24 protein-coding genes are annotated in these 26412 nt (G+C 66.0%); 13 read left to right on the forward strand and 11 right to left on the reverse strand.

The window, feature by feature from the left end:
• The first annotated feature begins 72 nt into the window (after positions 1-72).
• Both ACREYQ_RS11285 and ACREYQ_RS11290 read left to right on the forward strand, forming a co-directional pair.
• Positions 73-225, forward strand: a complete 153-nt coding sequence (locus ACREYQ_RS11285) for a hypothetical protein (RefSeq protein ID WP_432257688.1) — start codon at positions 73-75, stop codon at positions 223-225.
• Between the two features lie 106 nt (positions 226-331).
• A complete protein-coding gene (locus tag ACREYQ_RS11290) occupies positions 332-1534 on the forward strand; it encodes a DUF2863 family protein (protein ID WP_432257689.1) in 1203 nt (400 codons plus the stop codon).
• Positions 1535-1597: 63 nt separating this feature from the next.
• Here ACREYQ_RS11290 and trmB read toward each other — a convergent pair whose 3' ends face one another.
• A complete protein-coding gene (gene trmB / locus ACREYQ_RS11295) occupies positions 1598-2284 on the reverse strand; it encodes a tRNA (guanine(46)-N(7))-methyltransferase TrmB (protein ID WP_432257690.1) in 687 nt (228 codons plus the stop codon).
• Between the two features lie 126 nt (positions 2285-2410).
• On the opposite strand from trmB, the gene ACREYQ_RS11300 reads away from it, so the two are divergent.
• On the forward strand, positions 2411-4033 hold the full coding sequence (locus ACREYQ_RS11300) for an ABC transporter substrate-binding protein (protein WP_432257691.1): 1623 nt from the start codon (positions 2411-2413) through the stop codon (positions 4031-4033).
• 53 nt (positions 4034-4086) lie between these two features.
• Here the strand turns inward: ACREYQ_RS11300 and ACREYQ_RS11305 are convergent, their stop codons facing one another.
• Positions 4087-4959 carry a spermidine synthase gene (locus ACREYQ_RS11305; protein WP_432257692.1) on the reverse strand — a complete coding sequence of 291 codons (873 nt, stop codon included), beginning with the start codon at positions 4957-4959 and terminating at the stop codon, positions 4087-4089.
• Between the two features lie 53 nt (positions 4960-5012).
• The gene (locus ACREYQ_RS11310) at positions 5013-5765 is read right to left on the reverse strand and encodes a tetratricopeptide repeat protein (protein ID WP_432257693.1); all 753 of its coding nucleotides are present in this window, start codon (positions 5763-5765) and stop codon (positions 5013-5015) included.
• 194 nt (positions 5766-5959) lie between these two features.
• Between ACREYQ_RS11310 and ACREYQ_RS11315 the strand changes: the two genes are divergently transcribed.
• The 4 genes from ACREYQ_RS11315 to ACREYQ_RS11330 all read left to right on the forward strand — a co-directional run bounded on the left by ACREYQ_RS11315 (position 5960) and on the right by ACREYQ_RS11330 (position 9319).
• Positions 5960-6328, forward strand: coding sequence for an ArsR/SmtB family transcription factor (locus ACREYQ_RS11315; RefSeq protein ID WP_432257694.1), 369 nt, complete (start codon positions 5960-5962; stop codon positions 6326-6328).
• Positions 6329-6339: 11 nt separating this feature from the next.
• Positions 6340-7422: an SRPBCC domain-containing protein gene (locus ACREYQ_RS11320; RefSeq protein WP_432257695.1), complete on the forward strand. Its 1083-nt coding sequence runs from the start codon at positions 6340-6342 to the stop codon at positions 7420-7422.
• A 408-nt stretch (positions 7423-7830) separates the two neighbouring features.
• Complete coding sequence (locus tag ACREYQ_RS11325) at positions 7831-8511, forward strand: methyl-accepting chemotaxis protein (protein ID WP_432257696.1); 681 nt, start codon at positions 7831-7833, stop codon at positions 8509-8511.
• A gap of 13 nt (positions 8512-8524) precedes the next feature.
• The gene (locus ACREYQ_RS11330; protein WP_432257697.1) at positions 8525-9319 is read left to right on the forward strand and encodes a type IV pili methyl-accepting chemotaxis transducer N-terminal domain-containing protein; all 795 of its coding nucleotides are present in this window, start codon (positions 8525-8527) and stop codon (positions 9317-9319) included.
• A 62-nt stretch (positions 9320-9381) separates the two neighbouring features.
• Here ACREYQ_RS11330 and ACREYQ_RS11335 read toward each other — a convergent pair whose 3' ends face one another.
• The 7 genes from ACREYQ_RS11335 to ACREYQ_RS11365 all read right to left on the reverse strand — a co-directional run bounded on the left by ACREYQ_RS11335 (position 9382) and on the right by ACREYQ_RS11365 (position 20633).
• Positions 9382-10545, reverse strand: a complete 1164-nt coding sequence (locus ACREYQ_RS11335) for a Wadjet anti-phage system protein JetD domain-containing protein (RefSeq protein WP_432257698.1) — start codon at positions 10543-10545, stop codon at positions 9382-9384.
• Positions 10542-14213 carry an SbcC/MukB-like Walker B domain-containing protein gene (locus ACREYQ_RS11340; protein WP_432257699.1) on the reverse strand — a complete coding sequence of 1224 codons (3672 nt, stop codon included), beginning with the start codon at positions 14211-14213 and terminating at the stop codon, positions 10542-10544. The genes ACREYQ_RS11335 and ACREYQ_RS11340 overlap by 4 nt, the downstream gene beginning before the upstream one ends.
• The gene (locus ACREYQ_RS11345) at positions 14203-14889 is read right to left on the reverse strand and encodes a DUF4194 domain-containing protein (protein ID WP_432257700.1); all 687 of its coding nucleotides are present in this window, start codon (positions 14887-14889) and stop codon (positions 14203-14205) included. Before ACREYQ_RS11345 ends, ACREYQ_RS11340 begins: the two co-directional genes overlap by 11 nt.
• Positions 14882-16312 (reverse strand): Wadjet anti-phage system protein JetA family protein, encoded by a 1431-nt coding sequence (locus tag ACREYQ_RS11350; RefSeq protein WP_432257701.1) that lies wholly within the window; start codon positions 16310-16312, stop codon positions 14882-14884. The genes ACREYQ_RS11345 and ACREYQ_RS11350 overlap by 8 nt, the downstream gene beginning before the upstream one ends.
• Before the next feature lie 170 nt (positions 16313-16482).
• On the reverse strand, positions 16483-16980 hold the full coding sequence (locus tag ACREYQ_RS11355) for a DNA-deoxyinosine glycosylase (protein WP_432257702.1): 498 nt from the start codon (positions 16978-16980) through the stop codon (positions 16483-16485).
• A 75-nt stretch (positions 16981-17055) separates the two neighbouring features.
• On the reverse strand, positions 17056-18957 hold the full coding sequence (gene htpG, locus ACREYQ_RS11360) for a molecular chaperone HtpG (RefSeq protein ID WP_432257703.1): 1902 nt from the start codon (positions 18955-18957) through the stop codon (positions 17056-17058).
• A gap of 125 nt (positions 18958-19082) precedes the next feature.
• Positions 19083-20633 carry a PLP-dependent aminotransferase family protein gene (locus ACREYQ_RS11365; protein WP_432257704.1) on the reverse strand — a complete coding sequence of 517 codons (1551 nt, stop codon included), beginning with the start codon at positions 20631-20633 and terminating at the stop codon, positions 19083-19085.
• A gap of 183 nt (positions 20634-20816) precedes the next feature.
• On the opposite strand from ACREYQ_RS11365, the gene ACREYQ_RS11370 reads away from it, so the two are divergent.
• From ACREYQ_RS11370 to ACREYQ_RS11395, 6 genes are all read left to right on the forward strand, one after another.
• Positions 20817-21530 (forward strand): alanyl-tRNA editing protein, encoded by a 714-nt coding sequence (locus ACREYQ_RS11370; RefSeq protein ID WP_432257705.1) that lies wholly within the window; start codon positions 20817-20819, stop codon positions 21528-21530.
• Positions 21530-22168 (forward strand): LysE family translocator, encoded by a 639-nt coding sequence (locus ACREYQ_RS11375; RefSeq protein WP_432257706.1) that lies wholly within the window; start codon positions 21530-21532, stop codon positions 22166-22168. Before ACREYQ_RS11370 ends, ACREYQ_RS11375 begins: the two co-directional genes overlap by 1 nt.
• Positions 22169-22274: 106 nt before the next feature.
• Positions 22275-23192 (forward strand): DMT family transporter, encoded by a 918-nt coding sequence (locus tag ACREYQ_RS11380; RefSeq protein WP_432260400.1) that lies wholly within the window; start codon positions 22275-22277, stop codon positions 23190-23192.
• A gap of 15 nt (positions 23193-23207) precedes the next feature.
• On the forward strand, positions 23208-23663 hold the full coding sequence (locus tag ACREYQ_RS11385) for a RidA family protein (protein WP_432257707.1): 456 nt from the start codon (positions 23208-23210) through the stop codon (positions 23661-23663).
• A gap of 77 nt (positions 23664-23740) precedes the next feature.
• A complete protein-coding gene (locus ACREYQ_RS11390; protein ID WP_432257708.1) occupies positions 23741-24931 on the forward strand; it encodes a PLP-dependent aminotransferase family protein in 1191 nt (396 codons plus the stop codon).
• A 31-nt stretch (positions 24932-24962) separates the two neighbouring features.
• A complete protein-coding gene (locus ACREYQ_RS11395; RefSeq protein ID WP_432257709.1) occupies positions 24963-25607 on the forward strand; it encodes a glutathione S-transferase family protein in 645 nt (214 codons plus the stop codon).
• Positions 25608-25652: 45 nt separating this feature from the next.
• Here the strand turns inward: ACREYQ_RS11395 and ACREYQ_RS11400 are convergent, their stop codons facing one another.
• Positions 25653-26306: a LysE family translocator gene (locus tag ACREYQ_RS11400; RefSeq protein WP_432257710.1), complete on the reverse strand. Its 654-nt coding sequence runs from the start codon at positions 26304-26306 to the stop codon at positions 25653-25655.
• Positions 26307-26412 lie beyond the last annotated feature (106 nt).

Here is a 26412-nt window from a genome sequence, read left to right on the forward strand (position 1 = left end):
TGCCCCACAAGAACAGCGGTCGCACGACCGGAGGCCGGGATCCCCCGGCATCAGCCAAAATCAGGAGACACCGTGGTCAAGATCCTTATCGCATTCGTCGTCGTCGCCGGCGCGGCCCTCTATCTGCTGACCAAGGGCGGCAGCGACGTTTCCATTGCCGGCGAGTCGCACAGCGTCGAAAGCCACGCCCCCGCCGCCCCCGCCTCCGCGCCGGCCGAGAAATAAGCCGCACGTGCAGCCTGCACCGGCGCCGACCGCACGCATATAGCGGCCTGCGTGTCAACGCAGCGAGTAGAATACCGTTTTACGCATAAACGGACGGTTTCTTTCTATGGCAGGTTTTCGCCCCAAGGCTTCCCCACGACTCTCCCCAGACGCCGAGCGTCTGGTGGCCGACGCGCTCGCCCTTGACGCATCGGGCAGCCGCATGGAGGACGGATACTGGGAACGGCGGCTATCTCAGCGCCTGGGCCGCCTGCTGAAGAACGGGAGCCAGACCGCGCTCGACGCGGCGCTGGAACACCTGTTCAAGCACAATGCAGACGCGTCCGACGTGCTGGCCGAGCAGGCCGAGACACTGGCCGAATCCGCCACTATCGAGGTGGACGGCCAGGTCTATGACGCGCTGCTGATCGCCGCCCCGATCCTGGCGCACACGCGCTACGCCATTCCTTCCGGCGCGCTCAAGCCGGAACTGGCGCAGACGCTGGCCGTGCACCTGCAGGCACATGTGCTGGCCAACGGCACCAGGGTGTCGCTGTCGCCCTACCTGTACAGCATCGACCAGCTGCCGCGCACGCATAGTGACACCTTCGCGCTGACGCACAAGCTGGCCGCGGCCGCGCTGGCCGGTGCGGTCCCCAAGGTCGACCTGCGCGACCTGCCCGAGACCGCGCCGATCCTGGCCGATCCGCGCTACCTGCTGGCCGTGGTGGTGGCTCCGCACGAGCAGGCGCTGTTCCGCTGGCAGGAAGACGCCAAGGAGCACCACGCCGAGCGCTCGACCTGCCTGGAGCAATGGCGCAACCAGGTGCAGCCGTCGGTGGCGCTGCTGCTGCCGGGCTGCGAGTTCGAGCTGTTGCTGCCCGATGCCTTCTTCCTGTCCTGCCGCGAATCCGACAAGAGCATCCGCCCGCTGACCGTGCGCGCCGCTGTCAATTACCTGTGCGGCACGCTGGACATCTCCGCCGGCCAGCTGGCCGCGGTGGTGGCCGCCTTCGGCGAGGAAGTGGTCGAGGAATACCGCGTGGGCTTCACCATGCGCGGCGAGAAGGATGTGATCTACGGCATCGTCTGGCCGGTCTACGGCCGCGAAGCCGGCGAGGTCGACGCCGATGAAAAGGGCAACCCGCTCGACCAGATCTGCGAGGAACTGCGCAACGCCGGTGTGGAAGACATCTTCCGCCATGCCGCGCTGTTCGATCCGGAGTACTGCGAAGACTGCGGCACGCCGCTGTACGCGGACCGCAACGGCGAGATCGTGCACGCCGAACTGCCTGAGGACGCGCCGACGCAGCAGCCGCTGTTCCACTGACGCGCCGTGCACCAGACTGAAAAACGGCCCGCATGCGCGGGCCGTTTTTCATTGGTGCACGGATCAGGCAGGCGTGCGCTCGGTGAGGCAACGCCACAAGCCGTGGCCCGATGCCCCGTACTTGCGCTCGAACGGCGTCATCGCCTGCGCCGGCTCCCAGGCCTCCAGCCGCGCCGGGCGCCCGACCTGCTCCAGCGCCTGGGCGAACTCATCGATATAGATGCGCCAGTTGCTGCGGCACTCGAGGTAATCGCCGCAGGCAGCCAGCGCGGGGAACACCGCGTGCCCCTGCCAGCGCCGCCCCAGGTGGCCGATCTTCGGCCACGGATTCGGGTACAGCACGTAGTGGCGCGCCACCGGCACCGCCTCGGCCTGCAGCAGGCGCCAGACGTCGACCAGGTCGGCCCGGGCCCAGCAGAAGTTGGCTGGCAAGGGCGCCTCGCCCCACCAGTCCTTGCCGGCGGCCAGGCGCTTCTCGGACTGGTCGATGCCGATCACGAAATGGTCCGGGAACTGCGTCGCCAGGCGCAGCGTGCTTTCGCCGACGCCGCAGCCCGCATCCAGGATCAGCGGTGCACCGCCGGCCTGCTGCCAGCGCTGCAGCGCCGCGGCCAGCTCGCGCCGGCTGGGCTCGCCGACGGGCTTGCGGAACGGTTCGGCCAGGTGGCGCGCAACGCGCGCAGCCAGGTGCTCGTGGACATCGGCCTGGGCCGAGACAATGGTGCGGGAATTGGCAAACATGGGCGCCATTTTACCGGTCGGGAACCTGCGCTTCCGCCAAAGGCTGCAACCATGTCACTTTAGCGGCACAATGCGGGACAAAACCGCGTGAGAACCCGTCCGCGCCCGCGCGGACCCGTACGAGGAGCCAGCCAGATGACATCGACCCGTCCGCCCCGCCGCCTTGCCCACCCCACGCGCCGCGCGGCACTCCATGCCGCCGCGGCGCTGGTGCTGGGCAGCACCGCCTTCACGCTGCTGCCGGCCGGCGCCGCCCATGCCGAAGACCTGCGCATCGGCCTGTCGGCCGACGTCACGTCGATGGATCCGCACTGGAACAATTCCGGCCCCAACAACGCCATCGCGCTGCATATCTTCGAGTCGCTGGTGTTCCTCGACAAGAACGCCCGCTACATCCCCGGCCTGGCGCTGTCGTGGAAGCCGGTCAACGCCATCACCTGGGAAATCAGGCTGCGCCCGAACGTGAAGTGGCACGACGGCTCGCCCTTTACCAGCGAGGACGTCAAGGCCTCGCTGGAGCGCCCGGAGAAGCTCACCAACAGCCCGGGCTCGTTCACCAGCTACACCAAGCCGATCGCGCGCATCGACACGCCCGACCCGCTGACGGTGCGCCTGACCATGAGCGTGCCCAACTACGCCAACCTGCCCAACGACCTGAACAGCGTGCCGATCATGCCGAAGAAGGTCGCCGCCACGCTGACCCAGGCGGACTTTGACTCGGGCAAGGCGATGATCGGCACCGGCCCGTTCAAGTTCGTGCGCTTCGCGCGCGGGCAAGAGATCGTGATGGAGCGCAACCCGAACTACTGGGGCCCCAGGCCCGAGTGGGACCGCGCCGTGTTCCGCATCATCACCGACAACGGCGCGCGCAGCGCCGCGCTGCTGGCGGGCGACGTCGACGTGATCGAGAGCGTGCCGTCGGCCGATGTGGCCAGGCTCAGACAGAACCCCAATTTCAGGATCGAGCAGCAGGTGTCGTGGCGCACCATCTTCTGGCAGATGGACCAGTCGCGCGACAACCCGCCCTTTGTCACCGACAAGGCCGGCAAGCCGCTGGGCAAGAACCCGTTCAAGGACGCGCGCGTGCGCGCCGCAATCAGCAAGTCGCTGAACCGCGACGCCATCGTCAGCCGCATCATGGAAGGGCTGGCGGTGCCGGCATCGTCGATCGTGTCGCCGCAGATCTTCGGCCATCCCGGCACCCGTCCCGAAGCCTACGACCCGGAAGGCGCGAAGAAGCTACTGGCCGCCGCGGGCTACCCCGACGGCTTCGGCCTGACGCTGCACGCCACCAACAACCGCTACCTGAACGACGCCGCGGTGGCGCAGGCCACCGCCAGCATGCTGACGCGCATCGGCATCCAGACCAAGGTCGAAACCCTGCCGGTGGCGGCCTACTTCACGCGCGCGCGCCAGGGCGAGTTTGCCTTCCAGATGCTGGGCTGGGGCTCGGCCGCTGCCGACGTGGCGCTGCGCTCGATCACCGGCACGCCCAATCCCAAGACCGGCTACGGCACCTGGAACTGGGGCAAATACAGCAACCCGCAACTGGACCAGCTGATCGAGAAGTCGCTGACCACGGTCAGCAGCGACAAGGCGCGCGAGGAGAATGCCCGCACCGCGGCAAGATTTGCGCTGGCCGACCACGCGATCATTCCGTCGCACAGCCAGCTGGCAATGTGGGCGATGAAGAAGGGACTGAAGTACGAAGCGCGCACCGACGAATGGTCGCTGGCGCAGTTCTTCCATAAGGAGTAAGAGCGGCGGCTTCCCTCTCCTGCGCGGCGGGAGAGGGACAGTTCCTCAGTACCTCAGATCTTCAACCGCTCTTCCTGCCGCGCATTCGCCGCGCGCAGCTTCTGCGCCCAGTCGCGCGCCGGCAGTCCGGTGGACTTCTCCACCACCTCGGCACGCCCCTCCAGCGCTTCCCACGACACATCGATATCCGGCCCGTTGAAGGCCATCGCGATGATGTTGCCGTCATGCACTTCCGGGAACACCAGCACGCGGTTGTCGAAGGCATCGCAGATGCGTTCGATGTTCTTCGGAAAGCTGTCGTGGTCGCCAAACAGGTTGATGGTCATCACGCCGGGTGCCCTCAGCGTGCGGCGGCAGGCGCGGTAGAACGCGGTGGTGTCCAGCACCGGGCCGCGCGCGGTGGCATCGTACAGGTCCACCTGCAGCACGTCGATGACGCCGGTGTGGGCGCCGTCCATGACGTAGTCCCAGGCGTCCTGCTCGCGCACGGTCAGGCGCGCGTCGTCCTCGCGCAGGCCGAACATGCTGCGCCCGGCGATGATCACGGCCGGGTTCAGCTCGACCGCCGTCACACGCGCGCGGCTGAACTGGCGGTGGCAGAACTTGGTCAGCGCCGCGGCGCCCAGGCCCAGCTGGACCACGTGGAATTCTTCAACGGACGGCGACAGGAACAGCAGCCAGGCCATCATCTGCTGCGCGTATTCCAGCTCGATCGCATCGGGCTTGCGCAGGCGCATCGCGCCCTGCACCCACTCGGTGCCGAAGTGCAGGTAACGCACCCCGTCCATTTCCGAGAAGGTCACCGGCGCGAAGCGCGGCGTCATGCGTTTCTCTTCGCGTGCCGGCGCCTCGCCACGGGTACGGGTGCCACGTGCCGGACGGCGCGAAGCCACGGCTTCAATCGATTTGCGTTTCAGTAGGGTCATGTTGTCGAGAATGGCGTTCAGCACCCGATCCAGCATGGAGTTGGGGGCGCGGATTACTTGCCCAGCGCCGCCTGCGCGCGCTGCAGCCATTCGCGGTTGTGTTCGCGGGCGTGGCGCGGCCAGTGGCGGGCGTCGTGGACGATTTCGGCATAGAGCTGCTGCGCGCGTTCGCGGTCAGCGGCGTCGGGCTGCGCGGCAAGCCAGTCGGCAAACAGGCAGCGCGGCGCGGCATCGCTGGCACTGGTCAGCGCCTGCTCAAAGGCAGCCCGCGTGCCGGCGGCACCGGTGGCGGCCAATGCCCGCGCATACAGCAAGGCCGGATCGGGCTGCTGGCGCGACTGCGGACTGGCCGCGAACAGCTTCTCCAGCGTCGCCAGCGCGCCGGTTGCATCGTTGGTGGCGAATTGCGCCCGCGCCAGGCCCTGCAGCAGCGCGGGATCAGTCGCAAACGGGCCGTTGGCCGCGGCCTGGTAGTGCTGCAAGGCCTCTGCCGGCTCACCGGCCGCCAGCAAGGCAGCGCCCAGGCGCATGCGGTGCGCCACCGTCGGGGCCCGGTCAAAGTCGGAGCGGGCCTCGCGCACCGCGCGGTTCGGATCGACCAGCTGCGTGATGGCCCGCGTGGCCGCGCGCGCGCCGCGCGACTGGCGCAGCCCGGGCAGGTAGATCGCAAAGAAGTACACCACGCTGCCCAGCCCCGGGAACAGGAACAGGATCAGCAGCCAGTACATGTTCTGGTGCGTGCGCACCGCGTGCACCGCGAAGAACAGTGCAACGATGATATGGATGCTGACGCCGAAGATACGCATAGAGAATTCACCTTTGAATCAATGGCCGGCGCGCCAGCCGCCGGCATTGTGACAGAAAGGCACGGCAAACGGTTTCAGCCGCCCGCCGGAATGCCCGCGCCGGCCAATTGCGGCCGGCCGCCCGCCATGGCGTCGATGCCCCTGCACTCATTTTCCTGCTTGACTTTCATTTAACCGATTGGTTAAATGAACCCATGCCTGCCACGCCCGACAACCTCTCCAGCATCTTCGCCGCACTGGCCGACCCCACCCGGCGAGCGATCCTGGCCCGGCTGTCGGAGGGCGAGGCCCCGGTGAGCGAACTGGCGCGCCCGTTCGAGATGTCGGCCCCGGCCATCTCGAAGCACCTGCGCGTGCTGGCCGAAGCCGGGCTGATCGAGCGGGAGATCAACGCGCGCTGGCGTATTTGCCATCTGCGCGCCAACGCCCTGCGCGATGCACACGACTGGCTGGACACCTATCGCCGCCACTGGGAAGGCAACCTCGACCGGCTCGTCGAATTCGTCGAACGAACCCACGCGGCGGCGTCCGCCACGGGCCCGGACGACTCAACCAAGGACTGAGGGAAACCATCATGGACCAAGCTGCCACCTTCCACCTGGAAATGACCCGCCTGATCCGCGCGCCGCGCGAGCGGGTCTTCGATGCCTTTACCAACCAGGCCGCACTGGCCGCGTGGCATTGCCCGCGCGGCATGAGCGTGCTGGAGGCAAGCGCCGATGCACGGGTCGGCGGCAGCTACCGCATCGTGATGGGCGGACGCGACGGCTCGCAGCACATTGTCGGCGGCGAATACCAGGCCATCGACCGCGCCGATTTCCTTGCCTACACCTGGGCCTGGGAGTCGGGCTCGCTGCCGCCCGATCTCAAGACCCTGATCGAAGTCACGCTGACCGAGCAGGAGGACGGCACCCACCTGCACATGCGCCACAGCGGCTTCCCGAACGCACAGGCGCGCGACTCGCACATGGGCGGCTGGCAATCCGTGTTCAACCGCCTCAGCGATTACCTGGACCCGAAGGGCAGCGCGGGCACCGTGACCGTCTTCGGCGATCCGCGCAGCAGCTACTGCCGCACGGTGCGGATGGCGCTGGAAGAGAAAGGCGTGGCCTACACCCTGAATCCCGTGCCCCCGCATTCGCCGGAGGTGCTCGCGCACAACCCGTTCGGCCGCGTGCCGGCGTTCAGCGACGGCCCGATCACCTTCTACGAAACCCGCGCCATCCTTGGCTACATCGAAGAGGCCTTCGAAGGGCCAAGCCTGCTGCCGCAATGGGGAGTCACCGCCCGCGCGCGCGGCGAGCAATGGATCAGCCTGATCAACTGCCATGGCTATGATGCGATGGTCCGCCGCTACGTGCTGCAGTACATCTTCCCCAAGGGTGAGAACGGCCAGCCCGACCGCGCCGTCATCGACGCTGCAGTGCCCGACATCGACAAGCATCTGGCGGTATTCGACGCGGCCTATGGCGACCGCGATTACCTGGTCGGCAGCGTATTGTCGATGGCCGACCTGTTCCTCGCGCCGATCCTGATGTATGTCGGCATGTTCCCTGAGGGTGCAGCGTTGCTGGAGAAGTATCCCAATGTGCGGCGCGCGCAAGCTGTCATGCGCGAGCGGCTGAGCTATGCGGCCACGCAGCCGCAACTGGGCTGAGAGCGCCTTTCACAAAGAAGCCGGGACGGGTTCAGGTGCGGCGCGGGCTGTCAGCCATGCCGCCCTTGCCGAGACTCCCCAACGCATGCGTCGTGATGACGCATCTGGCACAAGATCAGTGCCCGGGCCGGTCCCGCCGCGCCATTTCGCTGCGCCCGCAACCCGAGGCAACTCCCATGAGCTATGGCATAGATATTGCTCAAGAGACACACAGGCCAACGGCGGCCTTGAAACAAACTGGCAAGTCGCGATGACACGCTCCGAAAAGGAGCATCCCGGGCAACGGCGCCCCGAAGGGAAATGACCACGAACCGGCCAACCGGTTCGCAGGCATCTCGCTTCGGGGCGCTTTTTCTTTGCCGGTCAGCGCGGTGCGCGTCTGCGTCGACACTACCTGCAAGGCATGGCATGAACGCTTTCTCTACTCCGTCACCCGAGGCCGAAGTGTCCGCCGAAACCATCGGCGCATTGATCAACCTTTCCGGAAGGCAGCGCATGCTGTCGCAACGGATCATCCTCCAGTTGTTGCTCGCTTCGCGCGGGGACACTGCCGCGCTCGATATCGCACGCAAGTGCCTGTCAATGTTCGAATCGGCGCATTCGGATCTGGTGACGGGCAATGAGCGTTTTCCCGGCACATTCTCCGGCGCCTTGCAGCAGCTGTACTTTGGTAGTCCGCGCGCTGACGCGCGTATCCGTGCATTCATCGCCCAGGTCAGAACAGCGACAGACGCACCACTGGCGGACACCAGCCGGCAAGCGTCATCCCTCGATGTGCTGGTGGCGCAGGCCACGTCAATTCTTGAACTGCTGCAGACCGTCACGCAGGCCTACCAGGAGGAAATGCACCGTTGTGAAGCCGCCGTGCGCAAACGCCAGACCGACCTCGTCGGGCGCCTCAGCGGTATTTCGATGCAGGCAAACATCGTCGCAATGAATGCGCGCATCTCGGCGGCACGGGCCGGAGAACATGGCAGGGAGTTCTCGGTGATCACGCAGGTGCTTGCGGACATCATCAAGGAGATGGACCAGCTGATCCGTCACGTCGTCGGCTCGAGCGATACGTCCAGAGGTTCAACCAGAGTTTGATGCGGAGACGCCTTTGAAACGTTACCTCTGTTCCTTCTGCACGATTGTCTGCGGCGTCCTGGCGCTGGCTTTGGCCGGGACCGCCTTCGCCGAAACGCTGACGATCAACGCGGCGATCAACAAGGCGGGCCGCCAGCGCATGCTGTCTCAGCGCATGGCCAAGGCCTACTGCCAGGCTGGCCTCGGCGTTGAAGTCGAACGTTCGAAGAAGATTCTCGAACAATCCGTGGCGCTCTTCGACAAGCAGCTCACGGAGCTGAAGGCCTTTGCCCCCACGCCTGAGATCAAGGACATCTACGCCAGGCTCGAGCAGACGTGGATTCCCTACCGGCAGTTGCTGTCCGGCGGCGACCCGAATCCCGAGAACGCGAAAACAATCGCAAGGATGAGCGAGGACACGCTGAAGCTTGCGCAGCAGGGAACCCTCCTGCTCGAGAAGCATTCCGGCACTACGACGGGCAAGCTGATCAACGTTGCCGGCCGCCAGCGGATGCTCTCGCAGAGAATCGCCAAGATCAGCATGTTCCGCGCCTGGGGCATCTCCTCGCCCCGGATGGCGCAGGATCTGGACACGGCAACCAGGGAATTCGCCGTCGCGCAGGAACTTCTCACCTCGGCGCCGCAAAACACGGCAGCTATCCGACACGAACTGCAACTTGCCGGCTCTCAGTGGCTGTTCTTCGAAGAGGCGCTCAATCAGACCGGGGTCAGTCGCCCGGAACAGTTGAGAAACATTGCCACGACCAGCGAGCGAATTCTTCAGGTGATGGATGACGTCACCGGCATGTATGAGGCGATGCCCAAGTAAAGCGGGAGCGTGAACGGGCTATGCCAATTTGACACCACTTGCTGAATAGCGAAAGGCTACAGCTACAGACTCTCCTGGTCGACAAACCGGCCAAGCCTGCGCAGCGCCGGTAGCAGTACTTCATCGGCATAGCTGCAGCCGGTCAGCCCCGGATCGGCCTGACCCGACTTTCTTGCCTCATCCGGCGCGTGGGACTCCTCCGCGAGAAGGCGTGCAAGCAATGCTTCGTAGCCAGCCTTCCACGCTTGCGCGCCAGGGAACACTACACGCAATTCTTTGAGAATATCCATGCCGGAGAAATCCAGGTCGCCCCAGAAATGAACCGGGCGCGAGACATCGGTGCCCTGCAGCCATGCCGGGAAGCTGCCTATCAATGCCGCATTCCGCTCAATCACGTCAGGCGCAAAATAGACGGAGCTGCCTCCTGGCTGGCGCAGCCGCCGCGCGCTAGCTTTGTATCCTGATGCGTATATCAGAACAAAACCTTCGGCAGCGCTCAGCCTCCCTACTGCCATCGATTCAAACGTCGCAGCATTTTCCACAAACAGGATCGGTGCTGCGGGATCGGCTGTGCGAGCCGCAACCAGTAGTTGCACCGGCTTGTCCGGAAACGGACAGGTATCGGCATCAAGCAGCAGGGCAATGGTCTCCTGCTGGCCATTGAGAATCTTTGACAAGCCCCAGAACTGCCGGCTCGCTGCCTCATGGAGCATAAGGTTCTCACCGGCAAGTGCCGGAATGCCGGCAAGGCGCTCCAACACCTGCTCCGGTGGACGCGACAGGATAAGGATAGGGCGGGACAGCAACCGCTCGCACAGCGCCATGTTGCTGAAACGCGCCAGCACTGCCTGCCGCCATTGCGCCATCCAGGCGACCACTGCACCGGGCCGACGCCCCGTCTCGTCACGAAGGAACGCTTCCGCTTGCGCGCCAACGATGAGCCGTGGTGAACGCTCCCAGATATCGAGATCCCGCTGTCCGCGACGCTGGTCGAGGGCCAGACCCAACCCCGGCTGTGCCTGCAACGCTTCCAGTGCGCGCCAAACGAACATACGTTCGCCGTGGAGAGCAATCGAGAAAAACTCGGGCCAAGTCCCCGCACTCAGCGGGTAGCTGATATCACGGCGCCTTTCGGCAAATGGCTTCGCCTCGATGCGGTCCACCAGCGCATTCAGCAACGCAGCAAGGGCGGCCGGTCGGCCTCCCGGCAGACCGTCGGCACTCATGTTTCCGTCCCCGAAGCCAGTTGCTTGCGCGCCTCCTGCAGGTCGAACTCCCGCGCCGCTTCACGCCGCACTGACGCGCGGCGCTCAGTCCACAGCGCATGCAGACGGTCAGCCTTCAACAACGAGCTGTCCACCTCGGTAATTCTGTCGAGCTCTCCAGCCAGACCCGCCACCTTCATCAGGGAAAAGCGATGCTCGAAACTGAATAGTTCGAGCAGCGGGCCGGAGGAGCGGGACGGCATGGCAACCACCAATTGCAGGCCAAGATTCTCGTTGAGATAGCGCATCACAGCGGCAGTGCGGCCCTCGTCCATCTTGTCGAAGGCCTCGTCGATCATCATGAGCTTCAGGCTTGGCGTCTTCTCGAACTGGCGAAATGCCTGGGCCAGCACCGCGGCCCGCACCAGATAGGCCGGCGTCATCAGCTCGCCTCCGGAGAATGTCGCCATTCTCGCCAGGGACGCCTCGCGCCCATCCTCCGAATACTTGCGGATGTCATACTCGCGATAATTGCGGTAGTCCGCAATATCCTTCAACCGCCGCAGCGCATAGTCGCGGTTGGTGTCGAGCAACAGCGCCTTGATGTCGTCCAGCGCCACCACGCTGTCGGCGGACAGCACGCCTTCAGCCGCCGAGAACAGGTCTACCGGCGTTTGCGTCTCGGCCAGGCGGTTCAATTCCTGGAACAGGTCGAAGTACTTCTTGTATTCCTTGACCATCTGACCATATTCGATCTCGAAGCGGTCTTCGCCGAATGCCAGGCGCTTGAGCTTTTCGTTGAGCCGCTTGAGGGGGTCGACGCCCTGCTCCACCGCCGTGCGAACCAGCAATGCGAAGTGAGTGCTGAACGTGTTGTTGAAGCTTTTCTCGGCGCCCTGCAGTTCCCGGGAGTTGTTGAGAATTCGCACCTGGTCGAGCCGCTCCAGCATGGCCGCGATCTGGCGCCGGGCGGCGGGTACTCCGCCATAGGCCTGCCACTCGTATTCGGTTTCAGTGGACCGGCACGGCTGATACTCGACCCGCTCATCGAAAGAGGACGACAAGCGATTGTGGTCCTCCAGCTTCCGCTCGAACGCCTCGCGCTCCTGACGATACAGGCCGGCCTGCTGGCGCCGGCGGCCCTCGAAAGACGCAGTGTTCTGCTCCATGGCTGCTTCGCGGGCGCGCTGATCCAGTTGGGCCGGGTCAAAATATGGGTTGAGCCGGATCAGTTCGGTCACACGAGCGTTGACCCGCCGCACCCCATCCAGGCAGTCGGCACGGGCAGCCTCGGCGGTAGCGATATCCGCTTCCAGACCGCGCGCCCGGCCTGCCGCTTCGCCTGCCGCGTGCGACGCGGCATTGGAAAGTTGGTGGTGACCATCCGCCAACTGCTTCGCGCGGGCTACGCGGCGCTCCAGCACGAGAAGATCGGCGTCATCCAGACTCGCGAGTTGCGCTGCGAGGTTGCTCAGTTTGCGCTGCGCCTCGCCCAGCTCGTCCAGCATCGGGGCAACAGGCACGAGCTTCAGACCGAGCAGGCGCGCGCCCCAGGCTGCCAACTCCTCAGCGCGTTCCCGATGCGTGCTTCGTTCCCGCGATTTTTCTTCGATTTGGCTGCCAAGCCTCACTACGCGCTTGCGCCGTGCCTCGGCGCCGAAGGCCAGTTCGCCGTCTTCCACCCATGACGAGAACATCTTGAATCCGCCGCTGGCCATGCCGTCTACCGTCAGGGCCTGCGGCGCGCTGCGCAGCGCCTGAGCGTCCGTCACCTTGATGTAACGACCGTAGCTTGCAACCAGATAAGCCCTCGCGGTCTCATCGGCAATCACCAGCTCCTGCAGTATGGCGTCGGGCGACAGCGCCTGGCTTTCGGCCCGCCGCTTCGCCAGTTCGCCCTGCACAACGGAAGCCTCCCGCCCCTGCCGAATCCCCGGCAATTCGTGCCGCAGAGCCCGGATCGCACGCGCCTCGTACTGCGCGTCGACCAGAATCACAAAGCGGTTGCCACCCAGAAGTCCTTCAATAGCGTTTTGCCATCGCGAGCCCTCGCGAGGCTGAACAAGGTTGCACAGCACCCTGGGGCGGGCGCCCGGCATCTGGGTTTCAAGATAGCGGACAGCAACCTCGACATGCGAGGGCAGGTCAAAATGGCCATCTTCCAGTCCTTGGCGTCGCCGCTTCAGTTCATCAATTTCAGTTTGCAAGGTCGCAGCGCGATCTGACTCCCGGGTCTGCTCCTGAACCACCGCCCCATACAAGCCATCTGCGCCTTGCAGCCGCTGCGCAATGGGAGTCAGTGCGGCATCCAGCCTGGCGAGTCGATCGCGCCGCGAACTCGAAAGATCAACCTGTGCGTTGGCAAGCATCGCCTCCAGCTCACGCGCTGCGGCTCGGCCGTCGGCAACATCGATCGCCGCGGCGTCCACAACCAGCCGTTCCACATGGGCTGAGTAGGCGGAACTTTTCCCGGCAGGTCGTCCGGCCAAGGCAGTTAGTTCATCCAACATACCGCGCAAGCCCGCCAGGGCCACCAGGATGTCCACGGCAATGCGGGATCGGTCGTTGGTAGCCTCCACGATCCCGCGGTTGAGCCGCTCACGGTCCTGCGCGACCGGGTTGCTATTGAGACGCCCATTGGCCGTGCCGTGCAAATCCATGGCGCGTAGCAGCGCCCGTGCATGCCGGTCGGCCAGCGCCTGCTGCCTTTCAACCTCGGTCAAGGCAAGGCGCCTGGAAGTCTCCAGTCGCAGGATATCCTCCTTGACATCCTGTTGCCGGCGCAGGGCTTCGCCCAGCTCAGCCTCCATGGCCTCTTCGAACGCTGCAAGAAATGCATCCGCATGCGCCTTCAGCTCTCCCAGCCGCTCCCGGCACGCCAGCAATTCCGCAGCGATCTTGCGCAGACGCTGCACGTTCTGCATAAGCGACGCAATATGCCCGATCTGCTCCGAAAAATCAGGCTCGGCCAGCACCTGCTCACGAATCAACTCGTCCACCGAGCCGACAGTCTTGCGAGCAATGGACTGGACGAAGGCCCGCGCAGCGGCTTCAGCCTCGCGCGGCCCGACCAGCGTCTTGCCGCCACCGCGAAACTCTGCGTAAAGCCTGCATAGATAGTCTTCGATACTGTTCTCGAACGGCAGGACGCGCGGATAGCGCTGGCGCAGCCGATGATAGATATTCTCGACCTTCACCGCAGTAACCGAATTGCCCTTGCGCGACTCGATGAAATCCGCCTCCATCGCGCGGCTGGCTGGCAGCACAAAGTAGAGCTTGCGCGCCACCTCAACGCTGCGGCCTTGCTCGCGCGTGCCGGACACAGTGACTTCGACGGCCACCACGGCGGTGAACGGCTCGGCGGATTCTCCGGCATCGGGCGCGAAGACGGCGACGACGTAGGTGTGCGACCCATGCGGCCGGACGCAGAGGTTGTCGCGCATGCCTACCGCGTAGGACGCCAGCGTCCGCCTCACCTTGCCGCCCGCGCGCGAGGCGCCGCTCTCGTCCTGCGCGGAGTTGAACACGTTGATGTGCTGCTTGCCGCCGGTCATGACCAGTTGGATCGCGTCCTGAAAAGAGGACTTCCCGACCCCGGTCGATCCTGACAGCAAGGTGGTGTCGCCAAAAGGATATTCCCGGGACATCACGAAGCCCCAGTTGACCAGGATGAGCTTCTCAAGCTTCATGATCAGGCTCCGACGGCTTGGCAGCCTGTGCTGGCATCTGTGCTTCGGCCAGCAAGGCATTGATGGCGGAATCCGCCACGAACTGCAGGATCGTACCGCGAATGGCGATCAGCGCATCAGCATCTTCCACCTCTGAGTCCGCCCGGTAGTCAATCAGTCGGGCACGCTTCAGATCGGCGAAAAGCTTCTCCCGGGCAGTCTTGGCCGGCAATGAGCGGCGCACCTGCGCGGTAAGCGTGGCGTTCAGGTATTCCACTGTGACAAGTGCTTCATTGCGGTCGTTGATCGAGCCTTGCCGCAGGCATTCGTTGTACAGCAAGCGCAGCACCAGGCAGCAGGCTACGAAATCGGCGGACAACCTCGCCCGCACTGCATCCACCACGACAGCATCGTCCTCGGCGGGCAGTCCCGGCACGCGCGCGCCTGGCGGGTAAAGCCGGAAATAACTCTGATGCCGCTCATGCAGCAGCCGGAAGCCGCCCAAGTCGAAGTACGCATTGAGCAGGCCTTCGATACGCACGGCATCGTCGTAAAGCTGGCGTTCAATGGCACTGTCCTCCCGGTGCAGAATCGACAGCCCGAACAGGCGGCCGACAATCTGCTGGAACGCCTCCTGCCTGACGCCCCGGGCCTTCAATTCCGCTTCCACCAGTTGCCCGATCGTAATGTCATCCATGGCCGATATGGCGCCTCCTGATTGCATAGTCAGTGCCCGACATGATCTCGTTGTCCAGCGGCTCGCCATCCAGACGCTCCACCTCCAGTCCGTCGTGATCCCGCGCCGCCTCGACAGCCCGCAGCAACGACAGCGCCTGGATGGCGTCGTCGACGGCCAGCTCGGACAAGCGCAACGCGCCTGTTCCACGCATGTTGCCGAGCAGGTATTCCACGACATCGTGATGCGACAGCGAGAAGGCCCGCTCCTCCGCCTGCCGCACGAATTGACGTAAGCGCTCTTCCCGGGTGATCTCAGGAACAATGCTCACGGCCTGCGCCTGATTGCGCTCAGCGACCTTGCGCAGTTGCACCGTGGCCGGGTCGTACAGGGCTACACTCATCGGTGCGAGCACCTTGCCGTGCCGCTCCAGCCAGACGGCCTGTTCCCGCGGCGGCATCTCGCCCACCCGGCGAATCAGCGCGGACAACGCCGCGCCACTGCCCGAAGCCCCCATGAACAGACTCTGCGACAACAAAACCACATGGCGGCGGACATAGCTTTCCATGGCCCGGAACAATTCCGGCTGCTTGGTCCTGCAAGCCGCGGTCACCATCTCGTCGATCCGATCGAGCACCCATCTCAGGATGGCCCCGTCCGGCGCGGCCTGAGCGGCCCAGGCCGCATGGTTTGCCAGGTCATCGTCAATAGCCTGCATCTCGGCCGCGCTCAGCTCGTTAAGACGCCCGATCAGTGCCCCGATGTCCAGCCGGTGGCGCTCGGCATTGTCATAGACCAACCGCGGCGAAAACTCGTCACGAAAGCGTCGCTCGACGAACTCGATGAAGCCGTCCCAGTTTCCCTGCCCATGCGCGTCGAGAAGTATCTTGCGCGCGAGGTCGTAGAAGAGCTCGATATCCTCGGAGAGGTCGGCAATGACCCGGTCGGCATATTCATAGGCGTCGAGCAGATCCTCCACGTCGCGGCGCTCGATGAAAGCGCTCAGGGCGTTCTTGCAGGAACGCATGTTGCGCTGGCGGGTCCGCTCGCGCGGACGGTCGGCCAGCGTCAGCGCTTGAGCAAAGATCTTGCCTGCCCGGGTGAACCGATAGGCGGTAACCAGTCGCACGCGATCTTCCGCGGTTTCAAGCCAGCCATCCGCGACGAGGAGACGCACAATGGCACTCGCCAGCTTCTGGTCGTCTGCAAGGTCTCCGGTAGCGAAGCCTTCGTCGCCATCATCCTCGGTCGGATCGAGCGGCATCGGAACGGATTGCATGACCTGAACAAACAGATCGCGCAAATCCTCGCGCCCAAGAATGGAACGATAATCGGCATGGGAACCATAAAGCCGCGCATAGAATGCGCGGATGCAGGCAGCGATCAGCCGACGCCTCTTTAGCGTCAACGGACGAAAGAATTGTGGGTAATCCGAATCCACCATCGCGGTTGACGTCCAATCCCCCAGCAACGCTGATGTTGCAACTGCGCATCATCGACGCTCAGGCCAAAAGCGTACGATACCACCCTTGTCCGCAGGGTCGGGGAGTGTTTGTATCTGTTTGGCTTTCAGGGAAGTAATGTGACAGGAAGTTGCCGCTACGAGCATCGGCCTCAGTCCCGTAGCCACATCTGCAACGCCTGCCAGGCACGCAATTTTTCCACGTAGGACATGGTATGAGCCGGGCTACTGGAAGGCAACCTGACCAGGTGATGACCGTCGGCGGGCCGGCCAAGGGCCTTCAATCCAATACGTTCAGCGGTGCCGCCATTGAACGCAATCACTGCCAGATTCGGCAGCGATTCAATCAGACCCACAAGATCATTGCCGGCATGCTCACGGATGTTGCTGTCCAGGCTCCCTTCGCGCTTCGCTTCCGCCACCACATCCCATAACCCAATGCTGTGGGCCAGCAGCGTTCGCAACCGCGCCGCATATTCCATCCCGACAAGACTTTCGCCGGTGATATCGCCGACCAAACGCCAAAACTGGTTTTGCCGGTTCGCGTAATACTGGCTCTGCGCCAGTGACGCTTCGCCCGGCAGGCTGCCGAGGATCAGCACCCGCGTGTCAGCATCAACGACGGGCGGGAAGCATCGCTTCAGCGTCATCGGTCACGCCCTCCGTTGCGACAATGTGTGATGGAACTCCCCCGCCGCTTGCGCAGCGGAGGAGCCGTGCCGGCTTCAGGCCAGCAGCTTGTTGACGCGCTGCACGTAGGCGGCCGGGTCTTCCAGCATGCCGCCTTCGGCCAGCAGCGCCTGGTCGAACAGCACCTGCACGCGGTCGCTGAAGGCATCCCCCTCGGGCAGATCGCGTAGTTTCTGCACCAGCGCATGCTCCGGGTTCAGCTCCAGGATCGGCTGGGCGTCCGGCGCTTTCTGGCCGGCCTGCTTGAGCAGGCGCTGCAGGTAGCCGCTCATGTCGCCTTCGTCAGAAACCAGGCAAGAAGCCGATGCCGTCAGGCGCAGCGTCACGCGCACGTCCTTGGCCTTGCCGTCGAGCACGGCCCTGGCGCGTTCGACCACGCCCTTCCAGTCGGCCTCTGCCTTTTCCTGCTCCGCCTTCTCGGCTTCGTCGGCCAGCTTGCCCAGATCCAGGTCGCCGCGTGCGACCGAGACCAGTTCCTTGCCGTCGAACTCGCGCAGGAACGACAGCATCCATTCGTCGACGCGGTCGGTCAGCAGCACCACTTCGATGCCCTTCTTGCGGAACACTTCCAGGTGCGGGCTGCTCTTGGCCGCGGACCAGGTATCGGCAGTGACGTAGTAGATCTTGTCCTGGCCTTCCTTCATGCGGCTGACATAAGCGGCCAGCGCCACGTTCTGCTCGGCGGTGTCGTTGTGGGTGGAGGCAAAGCGCAGCAGCCTGGCCACGCGCTCCAGGTTGCCCTGGTCTTCGCCAATGCCTTCCTTGAGCGCCTGGCCGAACTGCTGCCAGAAGGTCGTGTACTTGGCGCGCTCGGCTTCCTCTTCACTGTCGGCCAGCGATTCCAGCATCGACAGCACGCGCTTGGTGCAGCCTTCGCGGATGGCCTTGACGTCGCGGCTTTCCTGCAGCAGCTCGCGCGATACGTTCAGCGGCAGGTCGGCGGAATCGACCACGCCCTTGACCCAGCGCAGGTAGCCCGGCAGCAGCTGGTCGGCGTCGTCCATGATGAAAACGCGCTTGACGTACAGCTTCAGGCCGGCCTTGTGGTTGCGGTCCCACAGGTCGAACGGCGCGCGCGCCGGGATATACAGCAGCTGGGTGTATTCGCTGCGGCCTTCCACGCGGTTGTGGGTCCAGGCCAGCGGCGCCTCGTTGTCGTGCGCGATGTGCTGGTAGAAAGCGGTGTACTGCTCGTCGGTGATGTCGGACTTGGCGCGGGTCCACAGCGCACTGGCCTGGTTCACGCTTTCCCATTCGTCGGTGCGCTTGTAGGTGCTGGATTCGGCGTCCCACACCTCCTTGGGCATGCGGATCGGCAGCGAGATATGGTCCGAGTACTTCTGGATGATGCTCTTCAGGCGCCAGGCAGACAGGAAATCGTCCTCGCCCTCGCGCAGGTGCAGCGTGATGGTGGTGCCGCGCCCGGTGCGGGCGATGGCATCGACGGTGAACTCGCCGTCGCCGGTGCTTTCCCAGCGCACCGCGTCTTCGGCGCCCAGGCCGGCGCGGCGCGTTTCCACGGTGACCTTGTCGGCGACGATAAAGGCCGAGTAGAAGCCCACGCCAAACTGGCCGATCAGCGCGGCGTCCTTCTGCTGGTCGCCGGACAGTTGCTGGAAGAATTCCCTGGTGCCCGAACGGGCGATGGTGCCGAGGTTGCGGATGGCCTCGTCGCGGCTCATGCCGATGCCGTTGTCAGAGATCTTCAGCGTGCGTGCTTGCGCATCGGCCTCGATGCGGATGGCCAGGTCGGCGTCGTTTTCCAGCAGGGACGGGTTGGCGATCGCCTCGAAGCGCAGCTTGTCGGTGGCGTCCGAAGCATTCGAGACCAGCTCGCGCAGGAAAATTTCCTTGTTGCTGTACAGCGAGTGGATCATCAGGTGCAGCAGTTGCTTCACTTCCGCCTGGAAGCTCATCGTCTCGTGCGGTGCGGTCATGGTTCTCCTCTTGGAAACAGGCGAATCGGGAAAGTGGATGGGGCCACGCCAACGTGGCCGGTGCCGCCAGAAATAGGGCCGCCCGGGCCATTTTTCAAGGCCCCGGCGTGTAACGGCGGCGTGGCTTACATGCGTTCGAGCTGGCGTGCCAGGAAGGCCAGCATGTCCGGGTCGCCGCTGCTGGCCACGTTGAAGCGCATCCAGCCCGACGGCATCTGCGACGGCGAGAACAGGCTGCCCGGGGCGAACAGGTAGCCCTCTTCATGCCCGGCCGTGGCGATCGCGTTGGTGTCGCGGCCGGTATCGGCCCACAGGTACATGCCGGCATGCTGGCCGGGGAAGAGGCGCAGGCCCAGGCGCTCCAGCTCGCGCCGGATGTCGTCGCGGGCGCGGTCCAGCCGGGTGCGCACGCGCTCTACATGCTTGCGGTAGTGGCCTTCAGTCAGGACCTTGTACAGCACGCGCTCGTTGATCTCCGGCGTGGCCAGCCCCGCCAGCAGCTTGCTGTCGGTCAGCGCCGAGGCCATCTCCGGGTGCGCGGCGATAAAGCCGACGCGCAGGTTGGCCGCCAGCGTCTTGGAAAAGCTGCCCAGGTAGATCACCCGGCGCAACTGGTCCAGGCTGGCCAGCCGGGTGGCGGCGTGGCCGGGCGGGCACAGGTCGCAGTAGATATCGTCCTCGACGATCAGGAAGTCGTACTGCTCGGCCAGGCGCAGCAGCTGGAAGGCCTTGGCCGCCGACAGCGAGGTGCCGGTGGGGTTGTGCAGCACCGAGTTGATCACAAACAGCTTTGGCCTGCGCGCCTGCACGATGCGCTCCAGCGCCTCCAGGTCTGGCCCTTCGGCGGTGTACGGCACGCCGATCACCTGCGCGCCCTGCGCGGCAAAGCGGCCGAACATCACGAACCAGGCCGGGTCGCCCACCAGCACGGCGTCGCCGGGCTGCAGGCAGAGCCGCGCGATCAGGTCCAGCGCCTGGGTGATGCCGGAGGTCAGCACGATCTGCTCGGCGCTGGCACCGATCTCCAGCTCTTCCAGCCGGGTGCGCAGCTGCTGGCGCAGCGGCAGGAAGCCCTGCGGGGTGCCGCTGGCCAGGAAATGGTTGCCGGGCTGGCGGCCCAGGCCGCGCAGCGCGCTGGCGATCAGTTCGCCGTCGAGCCAGTCGTTGGGCAGGAAGCCCAGGCCGGGCGCCTTGTGCGCCTCGGCGGTATGGAACATGCTGCGCAGCAGCCAGGTCACGTCGATATTGCGCGCCACCGCGACGTCGCTTGACACCGGTGCCGCGGGCGCGGCCGGGGTCCGTTCGCGCACGTAGAAGCCGGAGCCGCGGCGCGACTCCAGGTAGCCCAGCGCCACCAGCCGCTCATAGGCCTCGACCACGGTAAAGCGCGAGATGCCTTTCTCCTGCGCCAGTTGCCGGATCGACGGCATGCGCATGCCGGCGCGGAACACGCGCTCGTCGATGCGCATGCGGGCCCATTCGGTCAGTTGCTCGACCAGCGTCATCTGCGCCGAGGGGATCGGGTCCGGCAGGCGCTCGGTGGGCGGCACCACCAGCCGCAGCGCACGCCCGGAGGCTTGTCCGGATGTGCTTTGTGCGTCGCCTGCGCTATCCTTCTGACGGGCAACGGCGGCGGTATCGTTGCCAGTGCCGCCGTCCCTGCTGTTGGTATCCATGTGCTGCTCCCGCAACTGTACTGAATATGATCCGCTGAACTGTACCGGTACTGTACCGACTACCTTGTCTACCATCAAGCCAGGATGAAACGCGCCCGAGCTGGGCGCCGGAACCGCAACCGCGCAGGGCATCCGTACCCCGCGCCAGCCGCACCCAGAACAAGCCCACAAGGAGCCCCCCCGATGTCCGCCACACGCAAGCGCTTCGACGAAGACCCCTACCTCGACCACTGCACCGCCACCGTGGTAGCGGCCAGCGCCGAAGGGATCGAACTCGACGAAACCGTGTGCTATGCGCGCAGCGGCGGCCAGGCCGGCGACACCGCCACCCTGGCACTGGCCGACGGGCGCACTGTGGCCATCGCCGACACCGTCTACGCCGACGACCGCAGCCGCATCCTGCATGTGCCGGCGCCAGATGCGCCGCTGCCGCGCGCGGGCGAGCGCGTCACCGTGACCATCGATTGGGCGCGCCGCCACAAGCTGATGCGGCTGCACACCTGCCTGCACCTGCTGGGCTCGCTGATCCCGGTGCCGGTGACCGGCTGCGGCATCTCGCCGGAATCGGCGCGCATCGACTTTGACCTGCCGGAATCGACGCTGGACAAGGCCGACCTGACCGAGCGCCTGAACGCGCTGATCCATGCCAACACCGCGGTGCGCACCACCCTGATCACGCCGCAGGAACTGGCCGCCCAGCCCGAACTGGTGCGCACCATCGGCGCCGCGCCGCCGGCGGGCACGGCCAGCATCCGCATCATCGAGATCCCGGGCGTGGACCGCCAGCCCTGCGGCGGCACGCACGTGGCCAACACCAGCGAGATCGGCGCCGTGGTGGTGACAAAGATCGAGAAGAAAAGCCGCACCAACCGGCGCGTGGTGGTCGCGTTCGCGTGATGGCGTCCGGCTTGCTCACCGGCCTGACCGCCGCGCAATTCCTGGCCCTGCTGACGCTGCTGACGGTCGGCCTGTTCACGCCCGGGCCCAACACCACCATCGCCGCGGTCACCGGCGCCAACTTCGGCTTGCGCGCGACGCTGCCGCACTGCGTGGGCGTGGCCTTCGGCTTTGCCAGCATCCTGGCGCTGTGCGCGCTGGGCGTCGGCGCGCTGATCCTGGGCCAGCCCGCGCTGGCCGCGGTCGTGCACGGGGCCGGCGTGGCCTACCTGCTGTGGCTGGCGTGGAAGATCGCGCGCAGCACGGCGCTGGCCGAGAAGCAGGTGCTGCGCCCGCTCAGCGTGTGGCAGTCGGCGCTGCTGCAGTACGCCAACATCAAGGCGTGGATGCTCGCGCTGGCGGTCGCGGCCTCTTACATGGCCGGCGCGCCCGCGCCGGCGCAGCGCGTGCTGCTGGTGTGCGGCGTGTTCGGCGTGCTCGGCTTTGTCAGCAACGGCGTGTACGGCGTGCTGGGCGCATCGCTGCGGCAATGGCTGCGGCAGGGCCGGCGCGTGCGCTGGTTCAACCGCGCCATGGGTGCGGCGCTGGCGCTGACCGCGCTGTGGATTGCCGTCAGCGCCCGCCCGGGCGGGCAGTAGGACCATCGCAACCGGATTTCGGACCATGACAACCAACAGGCCGGCCCTGGCCACCCGCCGTCCCCCTTCACCGCCCCTGGCAGCTGCCGCGCCGGCTTCCGGCGGCATGCTGCTGGGCTTTGTCGGCGTCGCCATCTTCAGCCAGACGCTGCCGTTCACGCGCATGGCGGTGGCGGAGCTGGACCCGATCTTTGTCGCGCTGGCGCGCGCCGTGCTGGCAGCGGTGCTGGCACTGGTGCTGCTGGCCTGGCGCGGCGCGCTGTCCGCCAGCCGCCGGCCGCGCGGCGGCCAGTGGCCGCGGCTGGCCGTGACCGCGCTGGGCGTGGTGGCGGGCTTCCCGCTGTTTTCTTCGCTGGCCATGCGCGAGGTGCCGGCCAGCCACGGCGCCATCGTGATCGGCCTGCTGCCGCTGGCGACCGCGGTGTTCGCCGCCTGGCTCGGGCGCGAGCGGCCGTCGCCTGCTTTCTGGCTGTCGGCCGTGGCCGGCAGCGCGCTGGTGGTCGGCTTTGCCGTGTGGCAGGGTGCCGGCGGCCTGCAGCATGCGGACTGGTACTTGTTTGCCGCCGTGGTGCTGGGCGCGCTGGGCTATGCCGAGGGCGGCAAGCTGTCGCGCGAGCTGGGCGGGCTGGAAACCATCAGCTGGGCGCTGGTGGTGTCGCTGCCGGTCCTGGTGCCGGTGGTGGCCTGGCTGGCGCTGCGCGACCTGCCGGCGATCGCCGCGGCGTCGCCGCGCGCCTGGGGCGGCATGGCCTATGTTTCGGTGTTTTCGATGTTTGTCGGCTTCCTTTTCTGGTACGCCGGCCTCGCAAAAGGCGGCGTGGCCCGCGTCGGCCAGATACAATTGCTGCAGCCGTTCCTGACGCTGGCGGGCGGCGCGCTGATGCTGGCCGAGCCGCTTGACGCCCCCACCATCGCCTTCGCGGTGGCGGTGATCGCTGTCGTGGCCCTTGGCCGCCGCGCCGCTGTGCGCCAGACCGCACCCGCCACGGCAACGTCCCCTGTCCTTCCAGGACGCACTCACTGACCAGGAGTCCAACGCATGTCCGTCTACGATACCCTTGCCCGCCTCGGCATCGAACTGCCGGCCGTCAGCGCCCCCGCCGCCGCCTATGTGATGGCCGCGCAAACCGGCAACACCGTGTTCCTGTCAGGCCATATCGCCCGCAAGGACGGCAAGGTATGGGCCGGCAAGCTGGGCCAGGACATCGACACCGAGACCGGCAAGGCCGCCGCGCGCGCCATCGCCATCGACCTGCTGGCCACGCTGCATGCGCACGTGGGCGACCTGAACCGCGTCACCCGCATCGTCAAGGTGATGAGCCTGGTCAATTCGACCACCGACTTCACCGAGCAGCACCTGGTCACCAACGGCGCCTCGGAACTGCTGGCCGAAGTGTTCGGCGACAAGGGCAAGCATGCGCGCAGCGCTTTCGGCGTGGCGCAGATCCCGCTGGGTGCCTGCGTCGAGATCGAAATGATCGTTGAAGTGCAGTGACCAGGAACTGAATCCCGCGCCGGCGCCGCTGCCGGCGCCGCCATATCGACATACCCCCAGACCACAAGAGACACATCATGAAATGGGCCATCTCCCGCCGGGCGCAGCAACTGACCAGCTCGGCCATCCGCGAAATCCTGAAGGTCACCGAGCGTCCGGAAGTCATTTCGTTCGCCGGCGGCCTGCCGTCGCCGGCTTCGTTCCCGGTAGCGGCCATGGAGGCAGCGACGGCCCGCGTATTCGCCGATAACCCGCAGGCGGCGCTGCAATATGCCGCGACCGAAGGCTACCTGCCGCTGCGCGAGTTCATCGCCAAGCGCCATGGCGCGCCGGTCGAGCGCGTGCTGATTACCACCGGCTCGCAGCAGGCACTGGACCTGATCGCCAAGGTGATGATCGACCCGGGCAGCAAGGTGCTGGTGGAAACGCCCAGCTACCTCGGCGCGCTGCAGGCGTTCTCGCTGTTCGAACCTGAATTCGTCTCGATCCCCAGCGACGACAAGGGCCTGTTGCCCGAAGCGCTGACGCCCGAGCTGACCGCCGGTGCGCGCTTCCTGTACGCCCTGCCCAACTTCCAGAACCCGACCGGGCGCCGCCTGCCGCTGGAACGCCGCCAGGCACTGGTGGCCCGCGCCAGGGAACAGGGCGTGCTGCTGGTCGAAGACGACCCGTACGGCGCGCTCAGCTATACCGGCGACCAGCTGCCCAGCCTGCTGTCGATGAACCCCGACGGCGTGATCTACATGGGCTCGTTCTCGAAGATCCTGGCCCCCGGCCTGCGCCTGGGCTACGTGATCGCCCCGCCCGAACTGCATTTCAAGCTGTGCCAGGCCAAGCAGGCATCGGACCTGCATACGCCGACCTTCACCCAGCGCGTGGCCTACGAAACCATCCGCGACGGCCTGCTCGACACGCATATCCCGACCATCCGCGAGCTCTACAGCAAGCAGTGCCAGTACATGCTGGACGCGCTCAAGCGCCATATGCCCGAAGGCGTGAGCTGGAACGCGCCCGAAGGCGGCATGTTCATCTGGATGGAGCTGCCCGAGGGCCTGGACAGCATGGTGATCCTGGAAGAAGCGGTGAAGCGCAACGTGGCCTATGTGCCGGGCGCGCCCTTCTATGCCAGCAACCCGAAGCGCAACGCGCTGCGCCTGGCCTTTGTCACGGTGTCGGCCGAGCGCATCGAACAGGGCGTGGCGATCCTCGGCGAGCTGTTCCGCGAAGCCATTGCCGCGGCCGCCGCCAGGCAGCCGCGCGCAGCCTGAAGCCCGGGCACGCCTCACCACTGGAGCTGCCATGTTGCGTATCTGGGGCCGACTCTCCTCCATCAACGTGCAGAAGGTGGTCTGGTGCGCGCGCGAGCTGCACCTGGACCATGAGCGCATCGATATCGGCGTGACCAAGGGCGACCTCGACACCGAGGCCTATGTGCGCCTGAACCCGAACCGCCAGATCCCCGTGATCGAGGACTTCCGCGGCACCGATGTCGGCGGCGAGCCGTTCGTGCTGTGGGAGTCCAATGCGATCGTGCGCTACCTGTGCGCGCGCTATGGCGAAGGCACGCTGTGGCCCGAGGACGTCAAGGCGCGCGCTTCGGCCGACCGCTGGATGGACTGGCAGACTACCGCCTTCAGCCCGGCCATGGTGACGGCGTTCCTGAACCTGGTGCGCAAGCCCAAGGCGGAGCGCGACGACGCCGCCATCCAGGCGTCGTGCGAACGCACCGAGCCGCTGGCCGCGCTGCTCGACAAGGCCCTGGCCGGACGCGAGTTCATCGGCGGCGACCGCTTCACCATGGCCGACATCTCGCTGGCCTGCGCCGCGCACCGCTGGATGGGGCTGCCGGTCAGTCACCAGCCGCGCCCCGACCTGGGGCGCTGGCTGAGCGCAATGCGCGCCCGCCCCGCCGCGGGCGGCATCCTGGAACTGCCGCTGCGCTGAGCCGCGGCAGTTTTTTCTTCCCGCGGCAAAGGCCGGTGCCCTGCCCTACTTCGGCGCGCGCGAGCCCGACGTCGCGGTAAATACCCCCAGCCCGATAAACGCCGCGCCCGTCAGGTAGCGGCCGAACGCGCGCGCCCGGCCGGCGCGGCGCAGCGCCGGCATCACCGCGGCGGCGGCCATCACGTAGCAGGCGTCCGTGGTCGCGGCGATCAGCACGAAGGCCACGCCCAGCGCCAGGCTCTGCGTCAGCGCCGAGCCCGCCGGGTTCATGAACTGCGGCAGGAAGGCCGCGAAGAAGATCGTGGTCTTGGGGTTGAGCAGCGCCACCACGAAGCCGTCGCGCACCACCTGGCGCAGGCTGCGCGGCGCCGCTTCCGGCGTGTCGCCGCCGGACGCCGCCTGGCCACCGCGCAACGCGCGGATGCCCAGCCAGATCAGGTAGGCCGCCCCCGCGTACTTGACCACCGTGAACGCCAGCGCCGACACCGAGAACAGCACCGCCAGCCCCAGCGAGGCGCCAATCGCATTGCCCAGGTTGCCCAGCGCCACCGCGCCGATCGAGGCCAGCCCGGCCTGCCGGCCCTGCGCCAGCGTGCGCGTGACGATATAGACCACCGCCGGACCAGGCGTGATCGCCAGCGCCAGGCTGGCCAGCACGAACGCGGTCAGCAACGGCCACGGGGGAAGGAATTCGGTCATGGGGAAACCTCGCCTCGAAATGGTCGGCGCGGGCGGCGTGCCCGCGCGCTGCCTGCCAGTATGGCTTGGCGACGACGCTCGCGCCAGCCGGCACCCTGTGGCTGTA

This window comes from Cupriavidus sp. TMH.W2, from assembly GCF_050847365.1.
GTDB lineage: Bacteria > Pseudomonadota > Gammaproteobacteria > Burkholderiales > Burkholderiaceae > Cupriavidus.

Coding starts and splice junctions, on each gene's coding strand:
- ACREYQ_RS11290 (WP_432257689.1), top strand. CDS start 332: ATGGCAGGTTTTCGCCCCAAGGCTTCCCCACGACTCTCCCCAGACGCC.
- trmB (WP_432257690.1), bottom strand. CDS start 2,284: ATGGCGCCCATGTTTGCCAATTCCCGCACCATTGTCTCGGCCCAGGCC.
- ACREYQ_RS11300 (WP_432257691.1), top strand. CDS start 2,411: ATGACATCGACCCGTCCGCCCCGCCGCCTTGCCCACCCCACGCGCCGC.
- ACREYQ_RS11305 (WP_432257692.1), bottom strand. CDS start 4,959: ATGACCCTACTGAAACGCAAATCGATTGAAGCCGTGGCTTCGCGCCGT.
- ACREYQ_RS11310 (WP_432257693.1), bottom strand. CDS start 5,765: ATGCGTATCTTCGGCGTCAGCATCCATATCATCGTTGCACTGTTCTTC.
- ACREYQ_RS11315 (WP_432257694.1), top strand. CDS start 5,960: ATGCCTGCCACGCCCGACAACCTCTCCAGCATCTTCGCCGCACTGGCC.
- ACREYQ_RS11320 (WP_432257695.1), top strand. CDS start 6,340: ATGGACCAAGCTGCCACCTTCCACCTGGAAATGACCCGCCTGATCCGC.
- ACREYQ_RS11325 (WP_432257696.1), top strand. CDS start 7,831: ATGAACGCTTTCTCTACTCCGTCACCCGAGGCCGAAGTGTCCGCCGAA.
- ACREYQ_RS11335 (WP_432257698.1), bottom strand. CDS start 10,545: ATGAGTGCCGACGGTCTGCCGGGAGGCCGACCGGCCGCCCTTGCTGCG.
- ACREYQ_RS11340 (WP_432257699.1), bottom strand. CDS start 14,213: ATGAAGCTTGAGAAGCTCATCCTGGTCAACTGGGGCTTCGTGATGTCC.
- ACREYQ_RS11345 (WP_432257700.1), bottom strand. CDS start 14,889: ATGGATGACATTACGATCGGGCAACTGGTGGAAGCGGAATTGAAGGCC.
- ACREYQ_RS11350 (WP_432257701.1), bottom strand. CDS start 16,312: ATGGTGGATTCGGATTACCCACAATTCTTTCGTCCGTTGACGCTAAAG.
- ACREYQ_RS11355 (WP_432257702.1), bottom strand. CDS start 16,980: ATGACGCTGAAGCGATGCTTCCCGCCCGTCGTTGATGCTGACACGCGG.
- htpG (WP_432257703.1), bottom strand. CDS start 18,957: ATGACCGCACCGCACGAGACGATGAGCTTCCAGGCGGAAGTGAAGCAA.
- ACREYQ_RS11365 (WP_432257704.1), bottom strand. CDS start 20,633: ATGGATACCAACAGCAGGGACGGCGGCACTGGCAACGATACCGCCGCC.
- ACREYQ_RS11370 (WP_432257705.1), top strand. CDS start 20,817: ATGTCCGCCACACGCAAGCGCTTCGACGAAGACCCCTACCTCGACCAC.
- ACREYQ_RS11375 (WP_432257706.1), top strand. CDS start 21,530: ATGGCGTCCGGCTTGCTCACCGGCCTGACCGCCGCGCAATTCCTGGCC.
- ACREYQ_RS11380 (WP_432260400.1), top strand. CDS start 22,275: ATGCTGCTGGGCTTTGTCGGCGTCGCCATCTTCAGCCAGACGCTGCCG.
- ACREYQ_RS11385 (WP_432257707.1), top strand. CDS start 23,208: ATGTCCGTCTACGATACCCTTGCCCGCCTCGGCATCGAACTGCCGGCC.
- ACREYQ_RS11390 (WP_432257708.1), top strand. CDS start 23,741: ATGAAATGGGCCATCTCCCGCCGGGCGCAGCAACTGACCAGCTCGGCC.
- ACREYQ_RS11395 (WP_432257709.1), top strand. CDS start 24,963: ATGTTGCGTATCTGGGGCCGACTCTCCTCCATCAACGTGCAGAAGGTG.
- ACREYQ_RS11400 (WP_432257710.1), bottom strand. CDS start 26,306: ATGACCGAATTCCTTCCCCCGTGGCCGTTGCTGACCGCGTTCGTGCTG.